This window comes from Gemmatimonadaceae bacterium (assembly GCA_020846935.1).
Classification (GTDB): Bacteria; Gemmatimonadota; Gemmatimonadetes; order Gemmatimonadales; family Gemmatimonadaceae; genus RBC101.
In genome coordinates this window covers 92219-111596 of record JADLCY010000007.1, presented here as the reverse complement: position 1 = coordinate 111596, position 19378 = coordinate 92219, and the positions used below count along the sequence as shown (strand labels likewise).

General features: G+C 67.3%; 16 protein-coding genes and 1 pseudogene. 7 read left to right on the top strand and 10 right to left on the bottom strand.

Annotated features, from left to right (window positions below; translation table 11 throughout):
- Nucleotides 1–6: 6 nt before the first annotated feature.
- Nucleotides 7–468: an NUDIX domain-containing protein gene (locus tag IT361_09315; GenBank protein MCC6317876.1), complete on the bottom strand. Its 462-nt coding sequence runs from the start codon at nt 466–468 to the stop codon at nt 7–9.
- Between the two features lie 384 nt (nt 469–852).
- Between IT361_09315 and IT361_09310 the strand changes: the two genes are divergently transcribed.
- The 3 genes and pseudogenes from IT361_09310 to IT361_09300 all read left to right on the top strand — a co-directional run bounded on the left by IT361_09310 (nt 853) and on the right by IT361_09300 (nt 5884).
- Entirely contained in the window at nt 853–3996 is a 3144-nt protein-coding gene (locus tag IT361_09310; protein MCC6317875.1) for a SusC/RagA family TonB-linked outer membrane protein, read from the top strand.
- Between the two features lie 13 nt (nt 3997–4009).
- Nucleotides 4010–5362: a RagB/SusD family nutrient uptake outer membrane protein gene (locus IT361_09305; protein ID MCC6317874.1), complete on the top strand. Its 1353-nt coding sequence runs from the start codon at nt 4010–4012 to the stop codon at nt 5360–5362.
- Nucleotides 5349–5884, top strand: a pseudogene (locus tag IT361_09300) (efflux RND transporter permease subunit). The gene IT361_09305 and the pseudogene IT361_09300 overlap by 14 nt, the downstream one beginning before the upstream one ends.
- Nucleotides 5885–5899: 15 nt before the next feature.
- Here the strand turns inward: IT361_09300 and IT361_09295 are convergent.
- From IT361_09295 to IT361_09280, 4 genes are all read right to left on the bottom strand, one after another.
- A complete protein-coding gene (locus IT361_09295; GenBank protein MCC6317873.1) occupies nt 5900–6304 on the bottom strand; it encodes an HPF/RaiA family ribosome-associated protein in 405 nt (134 codons plus the stop codon).
- 557 nt (nt 6305–6861) lie between these two features.
- Nucleotides 6862–7227, bottom strand: a complete 366-nt coding sequence (locus tag IT361_09290; GenBank protein MCC6317872.1) for a hypothetical protein — start codon at nt 7225–7227, stop codon at nt 6862–6864.
- 419 nt (nt 7228–7646) lie between these two features.
- Nucleotides 7647–9848: a Flp pilus assembly complex ATPase component TadA gene (gene tadA / locus IT361_09285; GenBank protein ID MCC6317871.1), complete on the bottom strand. Its 2202-nt coding sequence runs from the start codon at nt 9846–9848 to the stop codon at nt 7647–7649.
- A 161-nt stretch (nt 9849–10009) separates the two neighbouring features.
- Nucleotides 10010–12079, bottom strand: coding sequence for a hypothetical protein (locus IT361_09280; protein MCC6317870.1), 2070 nt, complete (start codon nt 12077–12079; stop codon nt 10010–10012).
- A 29-nt stretch (nt 12080–12108) separates the two neighbouring features.
- Here IT361_09280 and IT361_09275 point away from each other — a divergent pair, with 29 nt between their 5' ends.
- The 4 genes from IT361_09275 to IT361_09260 all read left to right on the top strand — a co-directional run bounded on the left by IT361_09275 (nt 12109) and on the right by IT361_09260 (nt 16161).
- Nucleotides 12109–13698, top strand: coding sequence for an FHA domain-containing protein (locus IT361_09275; protein ID MCC6317869.1), 1590 nt, complete (start codon nt 12109–12111; stop codon nt 13696–13698).
- Nucleotides 13695–14504, top strand: a complete 810-nt coding sequence (locus tag IT361_09270; GenBank protein ID MCC6317868.1) for a hypothetical protein — start codon at nt 13695–13697, stop codon at nt 14502–14504. Before IT361_09275 ends, IT361_09270 begins: the two co-directional genes overlap by 4 nt.
- The gene (locus IT361_09265) at nt 14495–15538 is read left to right on the top strand and encodes a glycosyltransferase family 9 protein (GenBank protein MCC6317867.1); all 1044 of its coding nucleotides are present in this window, start codon (nt 14495–14497) and stop codon (nt 15536–15538) included. Before IT361_09270 ends, IT361_09265 begins: the two co-directional genes overlap by 10 nt.
- A gap of 260 nt (nt 15539–15798) precedes the next feature.
- Nucleotides 15799–16161 carry a hypothetical protein gene (locus tag IT361_09260; GenBank protein ID MCC6317866.1) on the top strand — a complete coding sequence of 121 codons (363 nt, stop codon included), beginning with the start codon at nt 15799–15801 and terminating at the stop codon, nt 16159–16161.
- Nucleotides 16162–16197: 36 nt separating this feature from the next.
- On the opposite strand, the gene maf is transcribed toward IT361_09260, so the two are convergent.
- From maf to IT361_09235, 5 genes are all read right to left on the bottom strand, one after another.
- Entirely contained in the window at nt 16198–16797 is a 600-nt protein-coding gene (maf, locus tag IT361_09255) for a septum formation inhibitor Maf (protein ID MCC6317865.1), read from the bottom strand.
- Nucleotides 16794–17243 (bottom strand): D-tyrosyl-tRNA(Tyr) deacylase, encoded by a 450-nt coding sequence (locus tag IT361_09250; protein ID MCC6317864.1) that lies wholly within the window; start codon nt 17241–17243, stop codon nt 16794–16796. The genes maf and IT361_09250 overlap by 4 nt, the downstream gene beginning before the upstream one ends.
- Nucleotides 17244–17288: 45 nt before the next feature.
- A complete protein-coding gene (locus IT361_09245) occupies nt 17289–18224 on the bottom strand; it encodes an arsenite methyltransferase (GenBank protein MCC6317863.1) in 936 nt (311 codons plus the stop codon).
- 23 nt (nt 18225–18247) lie between these two features.
- Nucleotides 18248–18706 (bottom strand): GNAT family N-acetyltransferase, encoded by a 459-nt coding sequence (locus IT361_09240; protein MCC6317862.1) that lies wholly within the window; start codon nt 18704–18706, stop codon nt 18248–18250.
- Nucleotides 18707–18881: 175 nt separating this feature from the next.
- A complete protein-coding gene (locus IT361_09235) occupies nt 18882–19247 on the bottom strand; it encodes a winged helix-turn-helix transcriptional regulator (GenBank protein ID MCC6317861.1) in 366 nt (121 codons plus the stop codon).
- Nucleotides 19248–19378: the final 131 nt, after the last annotated feature.

Genomic DNA, 19378 nt, shown 5'->3' with positions numbered 1-19378 from the left:
CGCAGCTCAGACGACACGCAGCACGTCCTCGACCGGCCCGGCGTCGCCTCCGCTGAGCAGCGCCTGCACCTCAGCCATGCCCTGCCGAGTTCGCGGCCACGACGCGCGTGCCACGGCCTGCTCCACCGTCAGCCATTCGTAGCGGTCGTGTTCGGCTGACAGGCGAATGGGGATCTCCGCATCGACGAACGCGGCGAATGCGACCGCAACCTGCACGGTGGCCAGGCGATGAAGATAGAACGGGTGGCAGAGCACGTTGTACAGGCGCATCACCGGAAGGCCGACCTCCTCCAGCACCTCTCGGACCGCTGCCTGCTCGGGCCGTTCTCCGGATTCGATGCGCCCGTGAACAACCTCCCACGCCCCGGGGCACCGCGCTCCTTCTGCCCTTCGGACGAGGAGCAGGCGCATGGGTGGTCGAGGATCCACCACAAAGACGTCCACGACGCCGACCTTGAGTTCCGTCACGAGATCTGATTGGGAGTGATGACCGCGCCGACGTCGACGCGTGGCGCACAATGCGCCGAGGAGCGGGCGAAGGTGAGTGCTTGCCGCGCACCGCGGGGCCAACCTCGGTCCTGATGAAGTGTCGCGCGGTGGGATGCGCTCCGGTCGCTGACGGGATACGCCGTGCCGCTCTCTCGCAATCCCTCCCATGTGAGTCGGGCTCACCCGGTCGACGCTTGTCAGGCATACGCTGTCATTTCTGTCAGGTATGCGCCTGTATCTGAATGCTGGTGAGCGCGATCGCAGAAAAGTTATTGACAACAATATGTACCGATCGCAAAGGTGGCGGCGCGAGCCGCTGTTGGCTGCGTGTGTATCCGTTCTTGTCGAGAGGAGTAGTCCGCAATGACGCGATGGTTGTCCAATTTGCTCCGGTCCGTCGGCGCGACAGCGTGCATGGCGCTGACGGCGTCGGTCGCACAGGCCCAGGCCACGGGCACGGTGGTCGGCACGATCACCGAGGTAAGTACAGATCGCCCGCTCAATGCCATCTCCGTCGTTCTCGTAGGCACGGGGCGCGGCACGCAGACGAACGAGTTGGGGCAGTTTCGTCTGCTCAGTGTTCCGGCGGGCCCAGCCTCGGTGCAGATACGCGGGCTGGGCTATCGCTCGGTGACGCGGCAGATCACCGTACAGGCCGGCGACACGGCCCGCCTCACTGTCGCGCTCGAGGCCACGGCGCTGCAGCTGGACGTGGTGGTGGTCAGCGGCGCCGGCGCGCAGACCGAAAAGCGCAAGCTCGGCAACACGGTCGCCACCATCGGGTCCAATCAGCTCGAATCGGCGCCGGTGAAGACGGTGTCGGAGGTGCTGCAGGGCCGTGAGCCAGGCGTGATCGCGATGCCGGGGGGCGGGCTGGTGGGCGAAGGAGCCAAGATTCGCATTCGCGGCGGTGCCAGCCTCTCGCAGTCCAACGAACCGATCATCTATGTCGACGGCGTTCGAATGGACAACTCGGGCGGGATGGGGCCTGGGGTCGGCCAGAACGGCGGAAGTCCGTCGCGTCTCGACGATATCAACCCGGAGTCGATCGAGCGCATCGAAGTGCTGAAGGGGGCCGCTGCGGCGACGCTCTACGGTACCGAGGCGTCGAGCGGGGTCATCCAGATCTTCACCAAGCGCGGGAGCGTGGGGGCGCCGCGTTACGACCTGCACATCGAGGGGGGCGCCTCAAGCTACCCGCACGTGTACGAGCCGCACGCGGGCTTCGCCCGCACGCAGACGCAGGCCGACGCGCTCACCGCCTTCTGGAAGCAGCCGATCACCCCGTTCAAGCCGTTCACGGTCGACCTGGAATCGATGATGTACGAGACGGGGAACTTCCAGACCTACTCCGCCTCCGTGGCCGGCGGCGCGCAGCAGGTGAACTACTTCATGGGGGGACGATACGAGACGGAGAACGGCCCCTTCGGCGGCCGTCAGTGGGGACCGGCGTCGGACGTGGCGCAGCGCAAACAGGCCAACGGATCCCTGACGATGTTCCCGGCCGAGAAGATGCTCATGCGGCTCAACTCGAGCTACGTCGAGTCGCACACCGAAACGCCCGACAACAACAACAACATCTACGGCACGCTCGCGATGCTCCTCCTCAGCAAGCCGGAGCTCGCCAACGCGAAGAACCCGACCGGTGCCGGCGCCTTCACCACCGTGCGCGAAGCGATGCAGCGCCGCAACTACGGTGACGTGAGGCGCTTCGGCGGCTCGTTCAATGCGAACTACCGGCCACTCACCTCGATCGCGCTCGATGCCACCGTCGGGGTCGACATCGTCGACCAGATGGGAACGCGCATGCTTCCCTTCGGCTGGAACGTCGATGGTTACGCCAACGCCGACGTGAAGGGGCTGCGGACGGCAAGCAACCGCCACAACCGCGACCTGAGCTTCGAAGGCAAGGGAACCTGGGACACCAAGCTCTCATCGAACCTCACCTCGGCGATGGTCGTGGGGGCGCAGCTCTTCTCCTCGCAGCTCAATTCCAGCTATGGCACGGGGAACGAATTCCCCGGGCCCGGCATCGAGGTCACCGGTGCCGGTGCCATCCAGACCACGTGGGAACAGTTCCTTCAGCAGGTCAGCGCCGGCGTCTTTGCGCAGGAGCAGTTCGGATGGAAGGACTTCGCTTTCCTCACCGTAGGCGCGCGCTACGACAAGCACAGTGCCTTCGGCGAGAGCGCGGGGGGTGCGTTCTATCCCAAGGTCAGCCTCTCGGTGGTTCCGACTGACATTGGTGGATGGTCTGTGCCGGGCATCTCGACTCTGCGACTGCGTGCGGCGATCGGAAAGTCCGGGCTGCAGCCGGGCGCCTTCGACAAGTACACGACCTTCGTCCCCCAGGCCTCCGAAGCCGGCGCCGGACTTCGGCCTGGCAACCTCGGTAACCCGGATCTGAGGCCGGAAGCCTCGACCGAGTGGGAAGGCGGATTCGAGGTGGGGACGTTGCGCGATCGCCTCGCCCTCGAGGTGACATACTGGAATCGCGCGGTCAAGGATGCGCTGGTCGCGCGCCAGTTCCCGCCGTCGGGTGGCTTCAGCAATCCGCAGCTCGACAACATCGGCCAGATGAAGGCGCACGGCCTCGAGCTCGGCATCAAGGCCGACGTCATGAAGCGGAGCCGCATGTCACTCGACCTGTTCGCGAATGCCGCCTACCTGCATCAGGAGGTCACCGACCTGGGCGGGGCGCCGGCCATCAAGATCAGCGGATCGTACGCGCGCTACGTCAACTGGATTCGACAGGGATACGCGCCTGGCGCGTTCTTCGCCCCCACCAGTATGCCGGTGGAGTATCCGATCAGCGTGGGCGCCGGCTGCACGCCCTCCACGCGCGATGCCCTCCTCACCTACTTCTCGCAGCCACGCAGTCCTGATGCGATCAACGTTCTGGCTGCCAAGTGCGGCCAGACCGATAACACGAGCTACATCGGCAAGCCGTTCCCCGATTGGTCCGGCTCGTTCGGTGGGCGCTTCACCTTCCTGCGCAACCTCCGCCTGGAGACGATGCTGGAGTTCCGAACGGGGAACTACTGGGTACACGACCTCACGGGGGCCTTCCGCCGCAACCATGGACTCATCGGGCGCAACTCGCTGCAGGCGGCCGAAATCGAGGCGACGCTGACCAACCCAACGAGCACCGCCGAACAGCGGCTCGAGGCAGCGCGTGTGTGGGCGACACAGATGAAAGGACTCACGCCACTCGACGGGTTGAACGAGATCCACGAGGCCGACTTCATCCGATGGCGCGAGCTGAGCCTCACGTGGGACGCTCCGCGTCACCTGGTTCGGAGCATTGGAGGTCGGACGCTCGCCATCACCTTCGCGGGCCGTAACCTTGGCATCATGACGCGCTATCCGGGGGCCGATCCGGAAATGAACGCGCTCGGACGTGGCGCGTCGACTAGCGAACTCGTAAACAACTTCCAGGAAGGAATCAACGCGTGGGGACTTCCGATGCCGCGACGCTTCAGTCTCTCCGCCCGTGTGGGCTTCTGACGGAGACGACCCAATGACCAATTCTTCATACGCTGCGGCTCGCCGCACCCGAGGCGCCATTCGTTCTGGCGTCCTGCTCCTTTCCCTCGCCACGGGGCTGGGCGCGTGCAACAGTATCTTCGAAGTCGAGAACCCCAACCAGCTCAAGGAAGCCGACCTGGCCAACGCCGCCGCGGCCGCCGCGATCGCCAACGGCGCCCTCGCAACCGTTGCGAATGGATATTCGGCATCGCTGCTCCCGCAGACGGTGATCTCCGACGAACTGAAGTGGGTCGGGAGCTACGACTCGGGACGTGAGCTCATGTTCGGCGGCGTGACCAATGCGCGCAACGAGTTCATGATGGGCGGCTTTCCAACCATGGCGCAGGGACGGTGGATGGCCGACGAGGCCATCGCGCGCCTGGAGGCCTTCGACAAGGCGGGGCAGCTGGCCAACCGCGACGACCTGGCCCGGTCGTATATCTACGCGGCCATCGCCTACACGTCGATTGCCGACATGTGGGAGGATTTCACACTCTCCGATCGCCGCACGCCGGGGCCGGCGCTCGGCTCCGCCGGGATGGTGAAGCTGTACGACACCGCGATCGCGTACCTCGACAAAGCCGTAACGATCGCACGCGCCAGGAAGAGCGCGTCCATCGAGGTGGCCGCCATGGCGGTCCGGGCCAAGGCGCGCCACGGCAAGGCGGTGCGCTCCCTGCTCGCGCCGCGGAAGACGCCGGCCAACGGTCTCGTGAATGATGCGGCGGCGGTCGCCGACGCCCGGCAGTTCTTCACGCTGAACACTGAACCCGACTACAAGTACCGTTTCAAGTTCTCCGCCACCACCGTGGCCAGCACGCTCGGTGCATGGGTCAACGAACGACGCGAGTTCCGGATCGGCGATGCGTACGTCGTCCCCGATGCCACGGACAAGCAGGTCGGACGCGTCCGTTTCCTCGATCCCATCACCGGACAGGTGGACCCTGCCATCAGCGGGATCATCGACGAGTTCAAGGTGAGTCGCCAGTACGGCCCACTTACCGTCGTGTCGGCGCGCGAGCTGCACCTGATCATCGCAGAGGCCGCGCTGGCCGCCGGGGACGCCGCGACCGCCGTGTCTGAAATGAATGCGGTGCGTGCGCTCGACAACCTGCCGGCCTACAACCCTGCAGTACACACGACCATCACGCCGCGCGACCTCCTGCTGCACGAGCGTCGCGCGAACCTGCTGCTCCAGGGACGCAGGCTGCTCGATATGTACCGCTTCGGCGTGACGTCGCCGCAGTGGCAGAGCGCCTCGGATGCCGTGCGCACCCCGGGGATCCTCCTCCCCATCGCTGACGTAGAGCGGCTCGCGAACTGCTATCTCAATGGATCGTGCTGAGCCACGATCGGCACAGCACACACGCGACGGGGCCCGGCAATGCCGGGCCCCGCTTCGCATCCTTCCCTTGCGTCTCGCCCTCGTGCGCCGGTGGCTGCGATCCAGTGTCTCCGTTGAAGGGGAGATGGTGCGGTTACGTCAGCTCCATACGACTACGCTGGTCGCGTCGATCGGCTTCATCCCACCGGCGATGGCGACCGGCGCCGGTGCGGAAGTGCAAGACCCACTGGCAACAGCGTCATCGGTGGCCTCACCACATCGACCGCTCTCACGCTGCTCGCCATTCCCGCGATGTACGTCGGTGGGAACGTCGCGGGATTCGGAGCCACAGGGAACGATCCGGCACCGAATCTCCGGCCGTGGGCCGCCAAACGCACGGCCAGGGAGAAACGCGATGGACCGTACCGAAAGCCATCGCCCTTCTGCAGAGGCCCGTTCGCATTCCAAGGGTCCGACTCTGAACTGTTCCGCTTGACGGGGAGTGTTCCCTCGAGCGGATGTGCCTGGCGTGCGTGTTCCTGACAGAAGGCCGGCAAGCTATTGCTTGGCGCGCAGGGGTCGCGTGCGCTTACGCTGCAGCGTGCGTCGCACCGCTCGCTCGACACTGGCCAGCGCTTCCGTGAGCGCGGGTCGAAAGGCAGTGTTCTGTTGCTCGACGACGATGCTCGGCAGGCCGCTCAGAACGACCTTGATGCGGCAGCGTACATCAACGCCACCACGAGGACCGTTGATGTCGCGCAATCGGACCGAGATGCGCTCGACGGACCCCGCATATCGTCCGAGCTTCTCACCAAGCCTTCTCCGGATGTAGTCGCGGTCGCTCTCATCGAGGGTGAGGCCATCAACCCTGATGTTTGCCGGAATCCCCGGCGCGGCTGTGCGATTCCCGCGTTTGAGGGTCTTCGGCACGTGCTCGACGAGTGGAATTCGTTTCTGCGGCATGCTGAATCATAGTCTCCAACGCGACGATGTGCCTCGCGGTCGGGCCATTCGCGTGCCTGGTGGCCGCGAATCCGAGGTTCAGCTGGTTGACGGCGACGTGAGCTCTTCTCCGAACGCGAACGAGCCCGCCATACCGTGAGAGCCCAGCGAGTGAGACCTACCAGTCAGGGGAGCCACCGCGTCTCGCTGTTGGCTCCGGTCGTTCGCGTGCTCATGGTGGATCAATCAGGCGGTGATTGCGCCGTATCCGTATGAGAGATACTTGCTGCCCCTTGGTTGACCTGTGCTCGATGTCAGACCGAATACCGCAGCGTCACGAGCATGCGGTAGGAGTTCGCGACCGGGCTCGCGCGTGCGATGAACGCGCCCGCCAGGGGCTCGCGAACTGCTATCTCAATGGATCGTGCTGAACCGCGATCGGCACAGCACACACGCGACGGGGCCCGGCAATGCCGGGCCCCGCTTCGCATCTTTCCTTGACATCTCGCCGGCGTGCGCCGGCGGCTGCGATCCGGAGTCGGATGCCGTCACGCTGCGGTCCGTGCGCGTGACGGCCCTTACGGGATAACCAATCGCAACAACGGGATTCGCACCAGATTCGGGCCACCATCGCCCGGTGGGCCGTTACCGCCGACTTTGTCACGCGCATGCGCCATCTGCACGATGATCACCGCAAGAGCCGCGGTCCCGACCATGCTCCCTGCGAAGGCATACTCACGCCGCCGGGAGCGCTCGCCGCGGCGGTAACCGTCGGTAAAGCCTTTGGTGAACTCGGGGTCGCGTTCTGCCGTGCCAAGGGGGACGTCACCCGAAACGGGACGTCCGGCGCGGCTGACTGCCCACCAGCCGCCGAACGGTCCGGCAACGGCTCCCGCCACGAGCCCCCCGGCGAACCACCCCATCTGAAGCGTGGTCGAGGCCACGGAGTCACCGACCGCGCGCCCCCGTCTGTACGTGGAATCCTGGGCCGAGGCCCGGTGCCACGCGAGGGCTGGGAGGAACGCGAGTACAAAAAACCTGACCGGAAAACGCTGCATGACTCGATAGTGCACGGGCGCACAATCGCACGCCAGTGTACAAGTGGCGTGCGCGGGGGATGCCGCGCTCACCCGCGCGCAGCGGTGGCGCGTGCCATCGACCGCCAAGTCCTCTTCTTCCTCCTGCCCGAGCCCCGCGGTGCGCTCCGTGGTCGTCCGTGGCGCGTTGGGCGCGGAGTTCCGCAAGCCAGTGGTCGGCACGCCCGACTCCGGGCTGAAGAGCGTGCAATGATCCTCGAAAGGCGACGGGAGCATCATCAGATGCTCCCGTGCTCCGAAACCCTAAGCAGTTGCAGGGCAGAGCGTTACGATCGACGCGCTTTGATGTGCGCTCGCAGGCGGGCGGACAGTGCGCGTGGGCGGAACGGCTTGGACAGGAAGTCGGTGGCGCCGCCATCAAAGACCCGGACCTCGTTGTCCTCATCGGTCGCAGCCGTGAGCACAATGACCGGAAGGCCTGCGGTGGGGCGTCGGGAGCGCAGGCGGGCCAGCACGCCGAACCCGTCGAGACGGGGCAGGTTGAGGTCCAGCACTACCGCGTCTGGCGAGGCATGATCGACCTCCTCGAGCGCCTGGATTCCGTCGGCCGCCTCGATAACCGTGAATCCGTCCCGTTCGAGCATTTCCTTGAGTACGTGCCGCAGGTGCTGTTCGTCCTCGACGAGGAGCACGGTGGGCTGTCCACTTCGGCGCGGCGCGGCTGGAATGTCGTCGATGAGCTCGAAGGCCGCTTCGACCGGGGCCGTTAGCGTTCCCGGAGCCGGCGTGGGCCGCCCGTTTCGTGCCGAGCCCAGCGGTGCCTTGCCCGTCGGCGTGGGAGTCGGCACCGACAGGACGGAGTGCGGCGTCGGGCGGGGTGGTCCGGATTCGATCGGCACCTCGACGACGCGCAGCAATTCGTCCAGGTCGGTGTTGCCTTCGACGACGTGGTCGATGCCGGACTGCCAGAGCGAACGCATCGCCATGCCTTCCCGGGCCGCGGCGGCGATGCGTTCGGCGCTCTCACCCGCCGAGATACGGCGCTCGACCTCGGCGTCCGCAACGAGGACTTCCATGAGCGCAAGGCGTCCGCGATAGCCCGTGTTGTTGCACTCGTGACAGCCGGCCGCCTTGAACAACGTCGCGCCGTCCGGCACGTGGCGGCGCAGGCGTGCCGACAGCGGCTCGGTGTGCGGTTTGCGGCAGTTCGGGCACAGTCGGCGCAGCAGGCGTTGCGCCACGATGCCCTTGATCGCGGCGCCGAGCTTGTAGGACTCGATGCCGATGTCGAGCAGGCGTGAGACCGTCGTCGCCGCGTCGATCGTGTGCAGGGTCGACAGCACCAGGTGACCGGTCAGCGACGCCTGGATGGCGATGCCCGCCGTCTCCCGGTCGCGAATCTCGCCCACGAGCACCACGTCGGGATCCTGTCGCAGGATCGAGCGCAGCGCGGCCGCAAAGGTCAGCCCCGCCTTCTCGTTGACCTGCACCTGCACGATGCCGTTGAGCTTGTATTCGACGGGATCCTCGACCGTCACGATGTTCACGCCGCGCTGCTGGATGGTGCGCAGCGCGGCGTACAGCGTGGTCGTCTTGCCGGACCCCGTCGGGCCGGTGACGAGGATGATGCCCTCGCGCAGGTTGATCAGGTGCTGGATCTGGGCGAGATCGGCCTGACTGATACCAAGCGCACCCAGTTCGAGCACGGTGGACCCGGCATCGAGGATGCGGACGACGACCTTTTCTCCCGTCGACGCGGGCAGCGTCGACACCCGGAGGTCAACGCGCCGACCACTCACCGAGACCCGTGCCCGCCCGTCCTGCGGCCGGAGCCGATCGGCGATGTCGAGCCCGGACATGATCTTGATGCGAGACACGAGCGGGATGCCCACCGCGCGCGGCAACAACATCGTCGGCCGCAGCACGCCGTCGACGCGCAGCGTCACCTGCACGCCCTTTTCCTGCATCTCCAGGTGGATATCGCTCGCCCGCTGCGAGATCCCCTCGGCGATGATGTGATCCACCAGCCGGATGATTGGCCGCGCCGACGACGTCTCTGACCCGACGTCGAGATCGGCCAGTTCCTCGCCCTCGGCGATGGTCTCGAGGTCCGTGTCTCCGACGGCGTCGATCAGTCGGTTGAAGACGGTCTCTGGCTGATAGAGCTCATCGATACGCGCGGCGATCGCGGAGGGCGACGCCAGGCGCATACGGATCGACTTGCCCGTCGCAAAGCCGAGCGCGCGCTCGCAATCCAGGTCGTTGGGATTTGCCGTCGCGATGTCGAGCGTGTGGTCCGCCACGGTCAGCGGCACGATCTGGTACTTCCGCGCCAACGTTTCGGTGACGGCATCCCGCGCATCGCTGGTCACCGTCGCGAGCTCGGCGACAGGCATCCGGAACCGCGTCGCGAGCGCTGCGAGAATTCGGTCGTCCGTGACCAGTCCGCGTCGCACGACTTCGCTCCAGAGACTCTCCGCGTTGGCGCGGATGTCCTCGAGAGCGAGGGCGTCGATGAGCTTGCTCAAGGTCGGGACAAGCCATTCGTCCCGATGAGTGACTGGGTGCATTGCGGGCAGCAGCGGGCCGGGTCAGGCGGAACCTGTCTGCGTCCAGACAGGGCGCACTCCCAATGGAGTGATTGACCCGGAGTATCGTCACATTGTCGCAGTGGCCCTGTACCGGATCTTTACAGAATGGACCAGAAATCGCGCGTGACGTCGACGGCAAAACGCCAGCGTCCGTCGCGCAGCCCGCGAGCGACATCGAACCGGAGTAGGTCGAACACGCCGATCGCGCCCAGGCCAACGTAGGGGAACATCCCCTGCTCCGCAGCACCTCGGCGGCCTCCCACGCCGACGGTGCCGGCGTATGGAGCCAAGGTGAGGGTTGGCGGAATCTGGCCCCAGCGTCCCAGCGGAATGCGCACGAAGGGCACCGGGCGGCGCAATTCGAGCCGCGCGGTCACCAGGCCCGTGGCGCGAAACTCGTGAAAGCCGTACCCAGGCGCCGAGATGGGGCCACCGGCCAATAGCAGCTCCTGCGGGGGTACGCCGTGGTCACCCCGGACACCGCCAACGGCCGCGCGCACGACCATGGCACCGCGACCCGTGGGCGCGAGCAATTCTGCGCCGACAAACGCGCGCCAGGTGTTCGTCGCGACCACCTCCCCTTCTCGTGGCTCGGGGACGAAATGACCGAACCGGCCTTCGGCGCGGACGCTCAGCAACGACCCGCGGTACCAGGGCGCGCTGGGGCGTTCGAGTCGAAAGGCGACGCGGAGGGCCTGGGCGGAGTCGACGAGGAGCGTGGGCTGGTACCGCCCCTGGAATGGGACGGCATGTACCTCGAGGGCGCGCTGCGCCTCCGCGGCCCCTTCGAGGGACCAGTGCCAGAGTTCCGAGGCGTGGCCGGAGATCGACAGGGATGCCCCGCGCACGCCGTAGGGCTGCGAGTAGTCCGCGCCGAACTCCTGGGCCGCGATCGAGTTTCGTGCACGCGAGGTCTCGGCGACGTCGCCGGCCTCACGGAAATCGCGATACGCCGCGAGTCGCAACGCCAGGCCGTCGGCCCGTTCGCGGCCTAACGAGACCGTGCCCTTCCCCCGTTCGTCGGCGACGCCGAACCGGCCGAGCAGCGCCAGGTCGAACCCGGCGCCCAGGCGGCGCCGCACGCCCGCGCCGATGGCGAGGCCTTCGACCCGGTTCACCTGGGCCAGGTCGCTGAGCGAGCGGGCGGCGGGTCGCGTCGTTCGGGCGCGAGCAAGCGCCTGCGCCCGCACCAGTCGGCGTGCCTCCTCCTGGACCTGCCGCACCTCGTCGTCGGTGGCAATGGTAACGCCGTCGGGCAGCGAGTCGAGAATCGGCGTGGGCGGGAAGCGATGCCGCGCGCGACGTTCCGGCGGCGCCCACTGGATCTCCGGCCCGGGCGACAGGGCCACGGTGCCGCCAGCATTTACCGTGTAGTCCCGAATGTCCCATCGACCGCGGATGATGCCTTTCACCGGAAAGTCCATCCAGCTGCCGCTGCGCCGAATCTCGATCTCCTGGCGCCGGGGAAGCCAGAAGCGCTCGGCGATGAGCGAGTTTTCGAGGATGATGGAGACGTCCTCGAGCTGCGGATCCTTCAGCGCGACGCGCGTGAAGGAGAAGGCCATGCGCACCACCTGGGCGTCGTCCTTCGCGAGGTAGAGCGCGCCAACGGCCGCGGGTACGCGATCGTTGCGCGGCCGCACCTTCACCTCGTACACGTCGATCGTCCGCCCCGGGATTTCGATGCGCAACGAGTCGCCGATCGCAAAGTCGTACGTGGCGAGGCCGGGCGCCGAAAGCGGGTGCGGCACGTCCTGCACCTCGTCACCGTCGCCGAGGCGAATGATGTCGGGGAAGTTGTTCTGAACGATGCCGAGGTGATCGCGATGATAGCTGATGTCGGTGGGCAGCAGCAGCGTGTCGCGACGCCCGACGATCCACTGCCGGCTGTGGTTCGGCGCCTTCCAGTGGATCTCGAGATCGAGCTGATCGGCCTTCACCACCCTGGGCGGCAGGACGAAGCCCTCACCGAGCTGCGCGAGGAAGGTGACGTATCCGCGCGCCGATGCCGTGTAATCGGCGAGCGCGGTGTCCGCGAGCTGGCGCGCTCGGCGCAAGGTGGCTCGCGTCACGAGGTCGCGCGTGCGCGCGTCGTTCCACTCCTGCGCCGCAGCCGGCGCGGCGGCGAGGAGCGCGGCGACGAGGAACGGCAGGGCGCGGTGCCACATGGCGGTCAAACGTAACATATTCCGGGTTCATGACGCTTCGCCTGGTCAGTGCCGACGGCAACCTCACGTTCGAGCTCCGTCCGGGGCTCTCGCTCGTGCTGGGCCGCGCCCTGAGCTGTGACTTACCCGTCCTCGACCCCACGGTTTCGCGTCGGCATGCCGAACTCGTGGTCGAGGCCGCGTCGGTGACGGTCCGCGATCTCGGATCGAGCAACGGAACGTTCTACCAGGGCGTGCGCACGACCGAGGCGCGCCTAACGCCGGGCGAACGCGTCGTGTTCGGCAAGGTGTCGTTCGACGTGAGGCAGCATACCGAACTGCTGATCGACGACAGCTCTGCCGAGGTGCGCCGCCGCGCCGCCCGCGCCGGGACGACGATCATCCGGCAGGTGCCCGTACCCGACGCCGACCAGGCGCTGGAACAGGCGCTCCTGGCCACCGGCTCGCAGGCCGCCATCGAGGGGTCGGATCCCGCTGTCACGCAGGTCCAGCGCGACCGGCAGAAGCTCATGCTCCTCGTGGAGGTCTCGAAGGCGCTCACGCGATCCACCACCGTCGAGGGGCTCCTCGACCGCATGCTCCAGTTCACGTTTCGGCTGCTCGACGTCGATTACGTGGCGATCTGGCTCTACGACGGCGGCGGCACGCTCTCCCCGCGAACGTCGCGCACGCGGACCGGCGCCCCCGCCGAGCGCGATGTCAGCCTGGCGCTCGTGAAGACCGTGGTCGAGCAGAAGGTGGCGATCGTCTCCGACGCCGATGCCGGCGCGGCGGGCGGTACGGAGACGGTGCGAAGCATCTGGTGCGCCCCGCTCATCGCATCCGAAGGCCGCGTGCTCGGCGTGCTCTACGTCGACGGACCGCGCCCCAGCGTGCGCGTGTCCGACGAAGACCTCGACTTCCTCGTCGCCTTCGCCGGCATCGGCGCGGTCGCACTCGACAACATCCGCTTCGGCGAGCGCATACGGCTCGAGGCCCGCATCCGCGAGAACTTCGAGCGGTTCTTCACGCCGCACATGGCCGAGCGCATCGCGGCGATGCCGGAATCGCTTCGACTCGGCGGAGAGCGGCGTCACGTGGCCGTGCTGTTCGCCGACATTCGCGGGTTTACACCGCTTGCCGCACGCATGGAACCCGACGAAACGGCGGCCCTGCTGACGGAGTTCTTCACCGAGATGGTGGACTGTGTGTTCAGGCACGGCGGCACGCTCGACAAGTTCATCGGCGATGCCGTGATGGCGCAGTGGGGAGCACCGATCAGCAGCCCCGACGACCCCGACCTGGCCCTCGCCGCAGCGCGCGACATGCTCGACGCCGTCGACGAGCTGAATCGCGGCTGGCGGGCCAACGACCGACCGGAGATCTCCGTCGGCATCGGACTCAACTACGGCGAAGCGTTTGCCGGGTACACCGGCTCCGAACGCCGACTCGAGTACACGGTGATCGGCGACACCGTCAACACCGCGCGCCGTGTCTGCGACTGGGCAGACGGCGGAGAGATCCTGATGTCGGAACCGCTGCGCGCCGCACTCACGCGCGAACACGCGATCCAGTCGCGGGATCCGCTCACGCTGCGGGGCAAGCCGAAGCCCGTCGTCGTCTTCCGCGCTCTGCGATGATCCTGCGGCTGCCGAAAGGCTACAAACGCATCGAAGGCATCTCCCCGCTCGCGGTCGCACACGAGCGGTACACCGGGGCGATCGCCGATATCCTTCGCGGCCACACCCTCCATCAGTGGGCGTCCCGTCATCCGGATCGCCGCGAGTATCAGGGCCGCGGCAGGGTCTACTCCGCGCCGATTCTCGGTGATGGCCCACGTGTGGTGGTGCGGCACGCGTGGCATGGTGGACTGCTCGCGCCGATTCTTCGCGACGTGTGGCTGCCGCCGACGCCAGCGGCGTCGGAGCTGCTCATCTCGGCGGTGCTGGCGCGCGCTGGCGTTCCCACACCACCCATCGTCGGCTTTGCGACCTATCCGGCTGCCGTGCTGCTGCGCCGCGTCGACGTCGTGACCCTCGAAATCGAGGGACTCGATCTCGCGACGACGATCGGCACGGCGGCTGGTGCCGATCGTGCCCCCGTGCACCGCGCGCTCGCGCGACTTCTCGCCGCGATGCTCGACGCTGGCGCGTGGCACCAGGACCTCAACGCGAAAAACGTGTTGCTCTCCCCGTCGGCCGGTGGCGAGCTGCAGGCAGTGCTGCTCGATGTCGATCGCGTGCGCTTCGTGCCGGCCGGGGATCCCCACATGGCAGCCGCCAACACCGAGCGGCTCCGGCGCTCCATGCAGAAGTTCCACGCCCGCGGCGAACCGGCGCTGACCGACGAGGACTTCGCGGAGATCGAACGTCTCCTTGGCCACGAGGAGGCGCGGCGCGCGAACGACCGCGCCACGGCGCTGGAGGAGTACATGCCGTGGGAGTGACCGCGGCGCTCGACCGGGTCGGCATCGTGATGATGAGCGCCGTGGGCGACGCCGTGCACGTGCTCCCCGTGCTCGACGCACTCAAGCGACACTCGCCGTCCACGCACGTCACCTGGGTGTTGCAACCCGGGCCTGCGACGCTCGTGCGCGGGCATCGGCACGTCGACGACATCGTGGAGTTTGACCGCTCGAAGGGCTGGCGCGCGTTTCTCGACGTTCGTCGCGAACTCCGCCAGCGGCCGTTCGATCTCGTGATCGCGTTGCAGGTCTACTTCAAGGCCGGTCTCGTGACCTCGTTCACGCGCGCACCCGTGAAGCTCGGCTTTGATCGCGCGCGGGCCCGCGACGCCAACTGGCTCTTCACCACCGATCGCATTCCGGCGCATCCGGTGGGGCAGCACGTACAGGACCAGTACCTCGAGTTCGTGAGCGCGTTAGGCATCGCCAGCGAGCCGGTCGCCTGGCACCTCGGGCCCTGGGACAACGAACGCGCGTGGCAGCAGGAGTTCACCGCCTCGCTCTCGCGCCCCGCCGTGGCGATGGTGATCGCGACCAGCAAGCCGCAGAAGGACTGGATGCCGGAGCGCTGGGCCGAACTCGCTGATGTGTTGTGGCACGACTACGGACTGCAACCGGTGCTCGTCGGAGGGAGATCGCCCAGGGAGCTCGCTGCCGAGCGCGTGATCATGGAGAGAGCCAGGCACAAACCGACGAGCATGCTGGGGAGTGGCCTGCGCCGGCTGGTGGGCATTCTCGATGCTTCGGCGCTCGTCGTCGCGCCGGACACCGGGCCGTTGCATATCTCGGTGGCGCTGGACCGCCCGGTGATCTCGCTGATCGGCTACACCAACCCCAAGCGCACCGGCCCCTGGCGCAAGTTCCACGACCTCATCGTCGACGCCTACGGAGAGCCCGGGGAGGACTACCCGATCAGCATGGAGAACCGTCTCGACCGAATGCCGCGCATCGCCGTGCGCGATGTCCTCGAGAAGGTCGACGTCTGGAAGGCGACATATTCGAGGTCGCTCGGGTAGCTCGACGGCGGGTCATGGTGACTTTCCACCATGAACCTTGCGCTTGACGGTGGATGGCCGCTGCTCGGCACTATGCTGGTGTTAGTGGCCGATATGCCGAATCGCGAGGGCGGGAGAAGGCAGCGAGGCTCGAGCGCGGCTGAGTCCGCGTCGGCGGCAGACTGGACGAAGCGTGCATCACCGCGGCTCACGCGACCCGGCCTTAACATCCGCGGGACGGATCGGTCTGACTGCCGTTCTACCCCAACTCCGGAGGCAACGTGAAAAAATGGATTCTTGCCGTCGCGCTCGCCGTGCTGGCCAGCGCGATCTCGGCTCCCGCCGCCATGGCGCAGGGCGGCGGTGGTGGTCGCGGCGGTGCCCGCATGATGGAGATGCTCATGCAGGGAATCACCCTGACCGACGCGCAGAAGGTGCAAGTGGACTCGATCGTCGCGAAGTTCCAGAAGGAGATGCCCGCGTTCACGCCTGGCACGCCGCCGTCCGATGCGGACCGTCAGAAGATGATGGACCTCCGGCAGAAGCAGAACGCCGAGATCCGTGCCGTCCTCACCGACGAACAGAAGGCGGTCTTCGACAAGAACGTCGAGACCATGCGCAACATGCGCCGCCCGGGCTCCTGAGCGTCCAGGGACCGACAGGCGGGCCGCGGCGCCCGCCTATCGGCCCTCGGAAACCGGGCCGAAGTCGTACGCGAGGCCCAGCTCCCGCAGCAGGGCGATCATCCGGCCCACCGGGAGACCCATGACCGCGAAGTAGTCGCCGTGGACGCGTTCCACGATCGTCGCGCCGTACCCCTGGATGCCGTACGCGCCGGCCTTGTCCATCGGTTCGCCGGTGTCGACGTAGCGCGCGATCGTCGCGTCGTTGATGCGGCGGAAGGTCACCTCCACCGATTCCACGCCGGAACGCACCTCGCCTCGCCACGCCACGGCGACCGCGGTGTGCACCGTGTGCGTCCGGCCCGACAGCCTGCCTAACGTCGCCATCGCGTCCGCGCGGTCGGCCGGTTTGCCGAGCAGGTCGCCGTCGAGCACGACGATCGTGTCTGCCGCGATGACGAGCGCGTCCGGCTCGAGCACCGCGATCTTCGCCGCCTTGCCACGGGCAAGCCGCTCCGCGTGCGGCACCGGTGGCTCGTCCGGCCAGTGCGACTCGTCGATGTCGGCCGGGCGCACTTCATGCTCGATCCCGATGAGCCCAAGCAGCTCGCGTCGGCGCGGCGACTGCGAGGCGAGGATCACGCGCACGCCGCTCATCGCTCGAGCCACAGCGTGACGGGTCCGTCGTTTGCGAGTTCGACCGCCATCGATGCCCCGAACTCCCCGGCCGCGACGGTCATGCCGCGCGCACGGAGCATCGCGAGGAACCGCTCGTAGAGGGGGATCGCCACCTCGGGGCGCGCCGCGTCGATGAACGAGGGTCGGCGCCCCTTCTGCACGTCTCCATACAAGGTGAACTGCGAGACGACGAGGACCGAACCGCCCACGTCGGCGAGGGCAAGGTTCATTTTGCCATCGCCATCCTCGAAGACGCGCAGCCCGACGATCTTGTCGGCCATCCACTGCACGTGTGCGTCGGTGTCGCCATGCGTGAAGCCCACCAGGACCACGAACCCGCGCGTGATTTCGCCGGTACGCCGCGTGGAGTCGCCATCCCGCACGTCCACGCTCCCGCGCGACACACGTTGAATCAGGGCTCGCATGCGCGGGAATCTAGCGGCGCATCCCGCGCATGCCCGCCCTGTCCGCTACGACCCGATCGGCCGCTTTGCGCGCACGAAGGCGCTCATCACCCGGCCCGTCACCTGATCGAGCAGCGGATCCAGCGGCAACCCCGCCGCCTCCAGCAATGCCTGCGCGTCGCCACGCTCGTACACGCGCGTCGGTTCGATGGAAATCTCTCCGAACCCGGCCGCGCCAAGGTGCGCCACGTACTCGTCTTCGGTCAGCGCACCGCTCACGCACCCGGTGAACAGCGCGACGCTCTCACGTACCTGCGGCGGAAGGTCTCCGGTCAGCACGATATCGGAGATCGCAAAGCGACCGCCGGGCGCGAGCACACGGAACGCCTCCCGCAGCACGCGAGGCTTGTCCGCCGACAGGTTCACCACGCAATTGCTGATGACCACGTCGATGCTCTTCGACGGCAGCGGAATGTTCTCGATCTCTCCTCGCAGGAATTCGACGTTGGTCAGGCCGCTGCGTTGCTGGTTCTGGCGGGCCAGCGCCAGCATCGCATCGGTCATGTCGAGTCCGTACGCCTTGCCCGACGGACCCACGCGACGCGCCGAGAGCAGGACGTCGATGCCGCCACCAGAGCCGAGGTCGAGCACGCGTTCACCGGTCTGGAGTTCGGCCAGTGCCGTGGGATTCCCGCAGCCAAGCGACGCGAGCAGCGCCTCGGCGGGGATGCCCTCCAACTGCCCCTGCTCGTACAGGTCCACCGTGATGGGATCCCACACCTGCGCGTCCGGCGCGGCGCACGTCGTGCCGCAGCCGCAGCTCGCCTGATGACCCTCGGCGGCGCGCTCCGCTGCCGATGTGTAGCGCTCCCGAACGATGGCGCGCACGGTCTCGCCCTTGTCAGGCGGCGTTGCCGCAAGCGCCGGCGTTGCCACGGTGATCGCGCTCGGCGCATCGTCGCCGCAGCACGTCGGACCACAACAGCTTCGTTCCTTCGTCATGGTGTGTTTCTCCCGGAGTCTCGTCATGTCAACCGCAGGCGCATGGCAACGGCGCTCGCCGGGCATGCCTCGCGGAACTCGACGGACTGCTGCAACGCGCTCGGTGCCGCGGCTCGATCCGCCGCCGCGAACCCGAAACGCGGAAAGAATTCCGACGCCGTCGTCGTCAGAAGCCAGACTTCTTCCAGCCCCTCGGTCCTGGCCCACGCGAGTCGATCGCGCGTGAGTTCATCACCCAGGCCCCGGCCACGGAAGCGCTCGTCCACGACCGCGGAGCGGAGCAGACCTGCGCGCTCGTAGCGCTCGATGCCTTCGGCCCCGACGACGCGACCCGCGCAGTCGGCGACGACGTACGCCGGACCGAACTGATCCTCCAGGCCGTCAGTGATCAGGTGCGACGCGTTCAGCAGCTCGCGCACCGCTCCCAGGTCATCGGAGCCGGCGGCGCGCAGCCGCACGGGTCCGATCGCGTCGTCGCTCACGCGTGCGCCTCCCGCCCCATCGGGCAGGCCGCGTGCGCCGCGCAGTCCTCCGGTGCGTGGGCGTGCGGGCAATAGACCGTTGGTCGGAGTGCCGGGCGGGGCACATCCCGACGAAACGGGGCAGCGTCGGAGGACTGGAGATGCATGGGTGGCTTCATTCGTCGGTGCACTCGCTTCAGGTCAGGTCCTTCAGGCGATCCACCAGTCGCTGGCGCATGCCAGCGAGGCGCTCGCGATTCACGCGGTAGTGGGCCCACACACCGATGCGCTCCGATTCCACGAGCCCAGCCTCACGAAGCAGCCGGAGGTGATGGGAGACCGTCGGTTGCTTCACCGGGACGGCGGACTCCAGGTCGCACACGCAGACCCGCCCTTCGTTTCGGGCGAGCACATCCAGCAGCTGCAACCGCACGGGATGCGCGAGCATGTCGAAGTCGGCCGCGATCGACGTAGCCTCATCGAACGTCAACGTGGGTCGCGCGCTGGCATCGCAGCAGCGGACACCGGGCTTTCGTTCCAGCAGGTCCAGGGTTCTGGTCATGGACTCGTATCGAAGTTCCTCGATGAGTGTAACATAGTCATCGAAGACTGTCAATACGTCTCCTTGGTCCCCACCAGCCGGGAGAGCCGCCGACCCTCAGCCGCTGCGGTCGTGGCCGCGCGGGCTCCAGG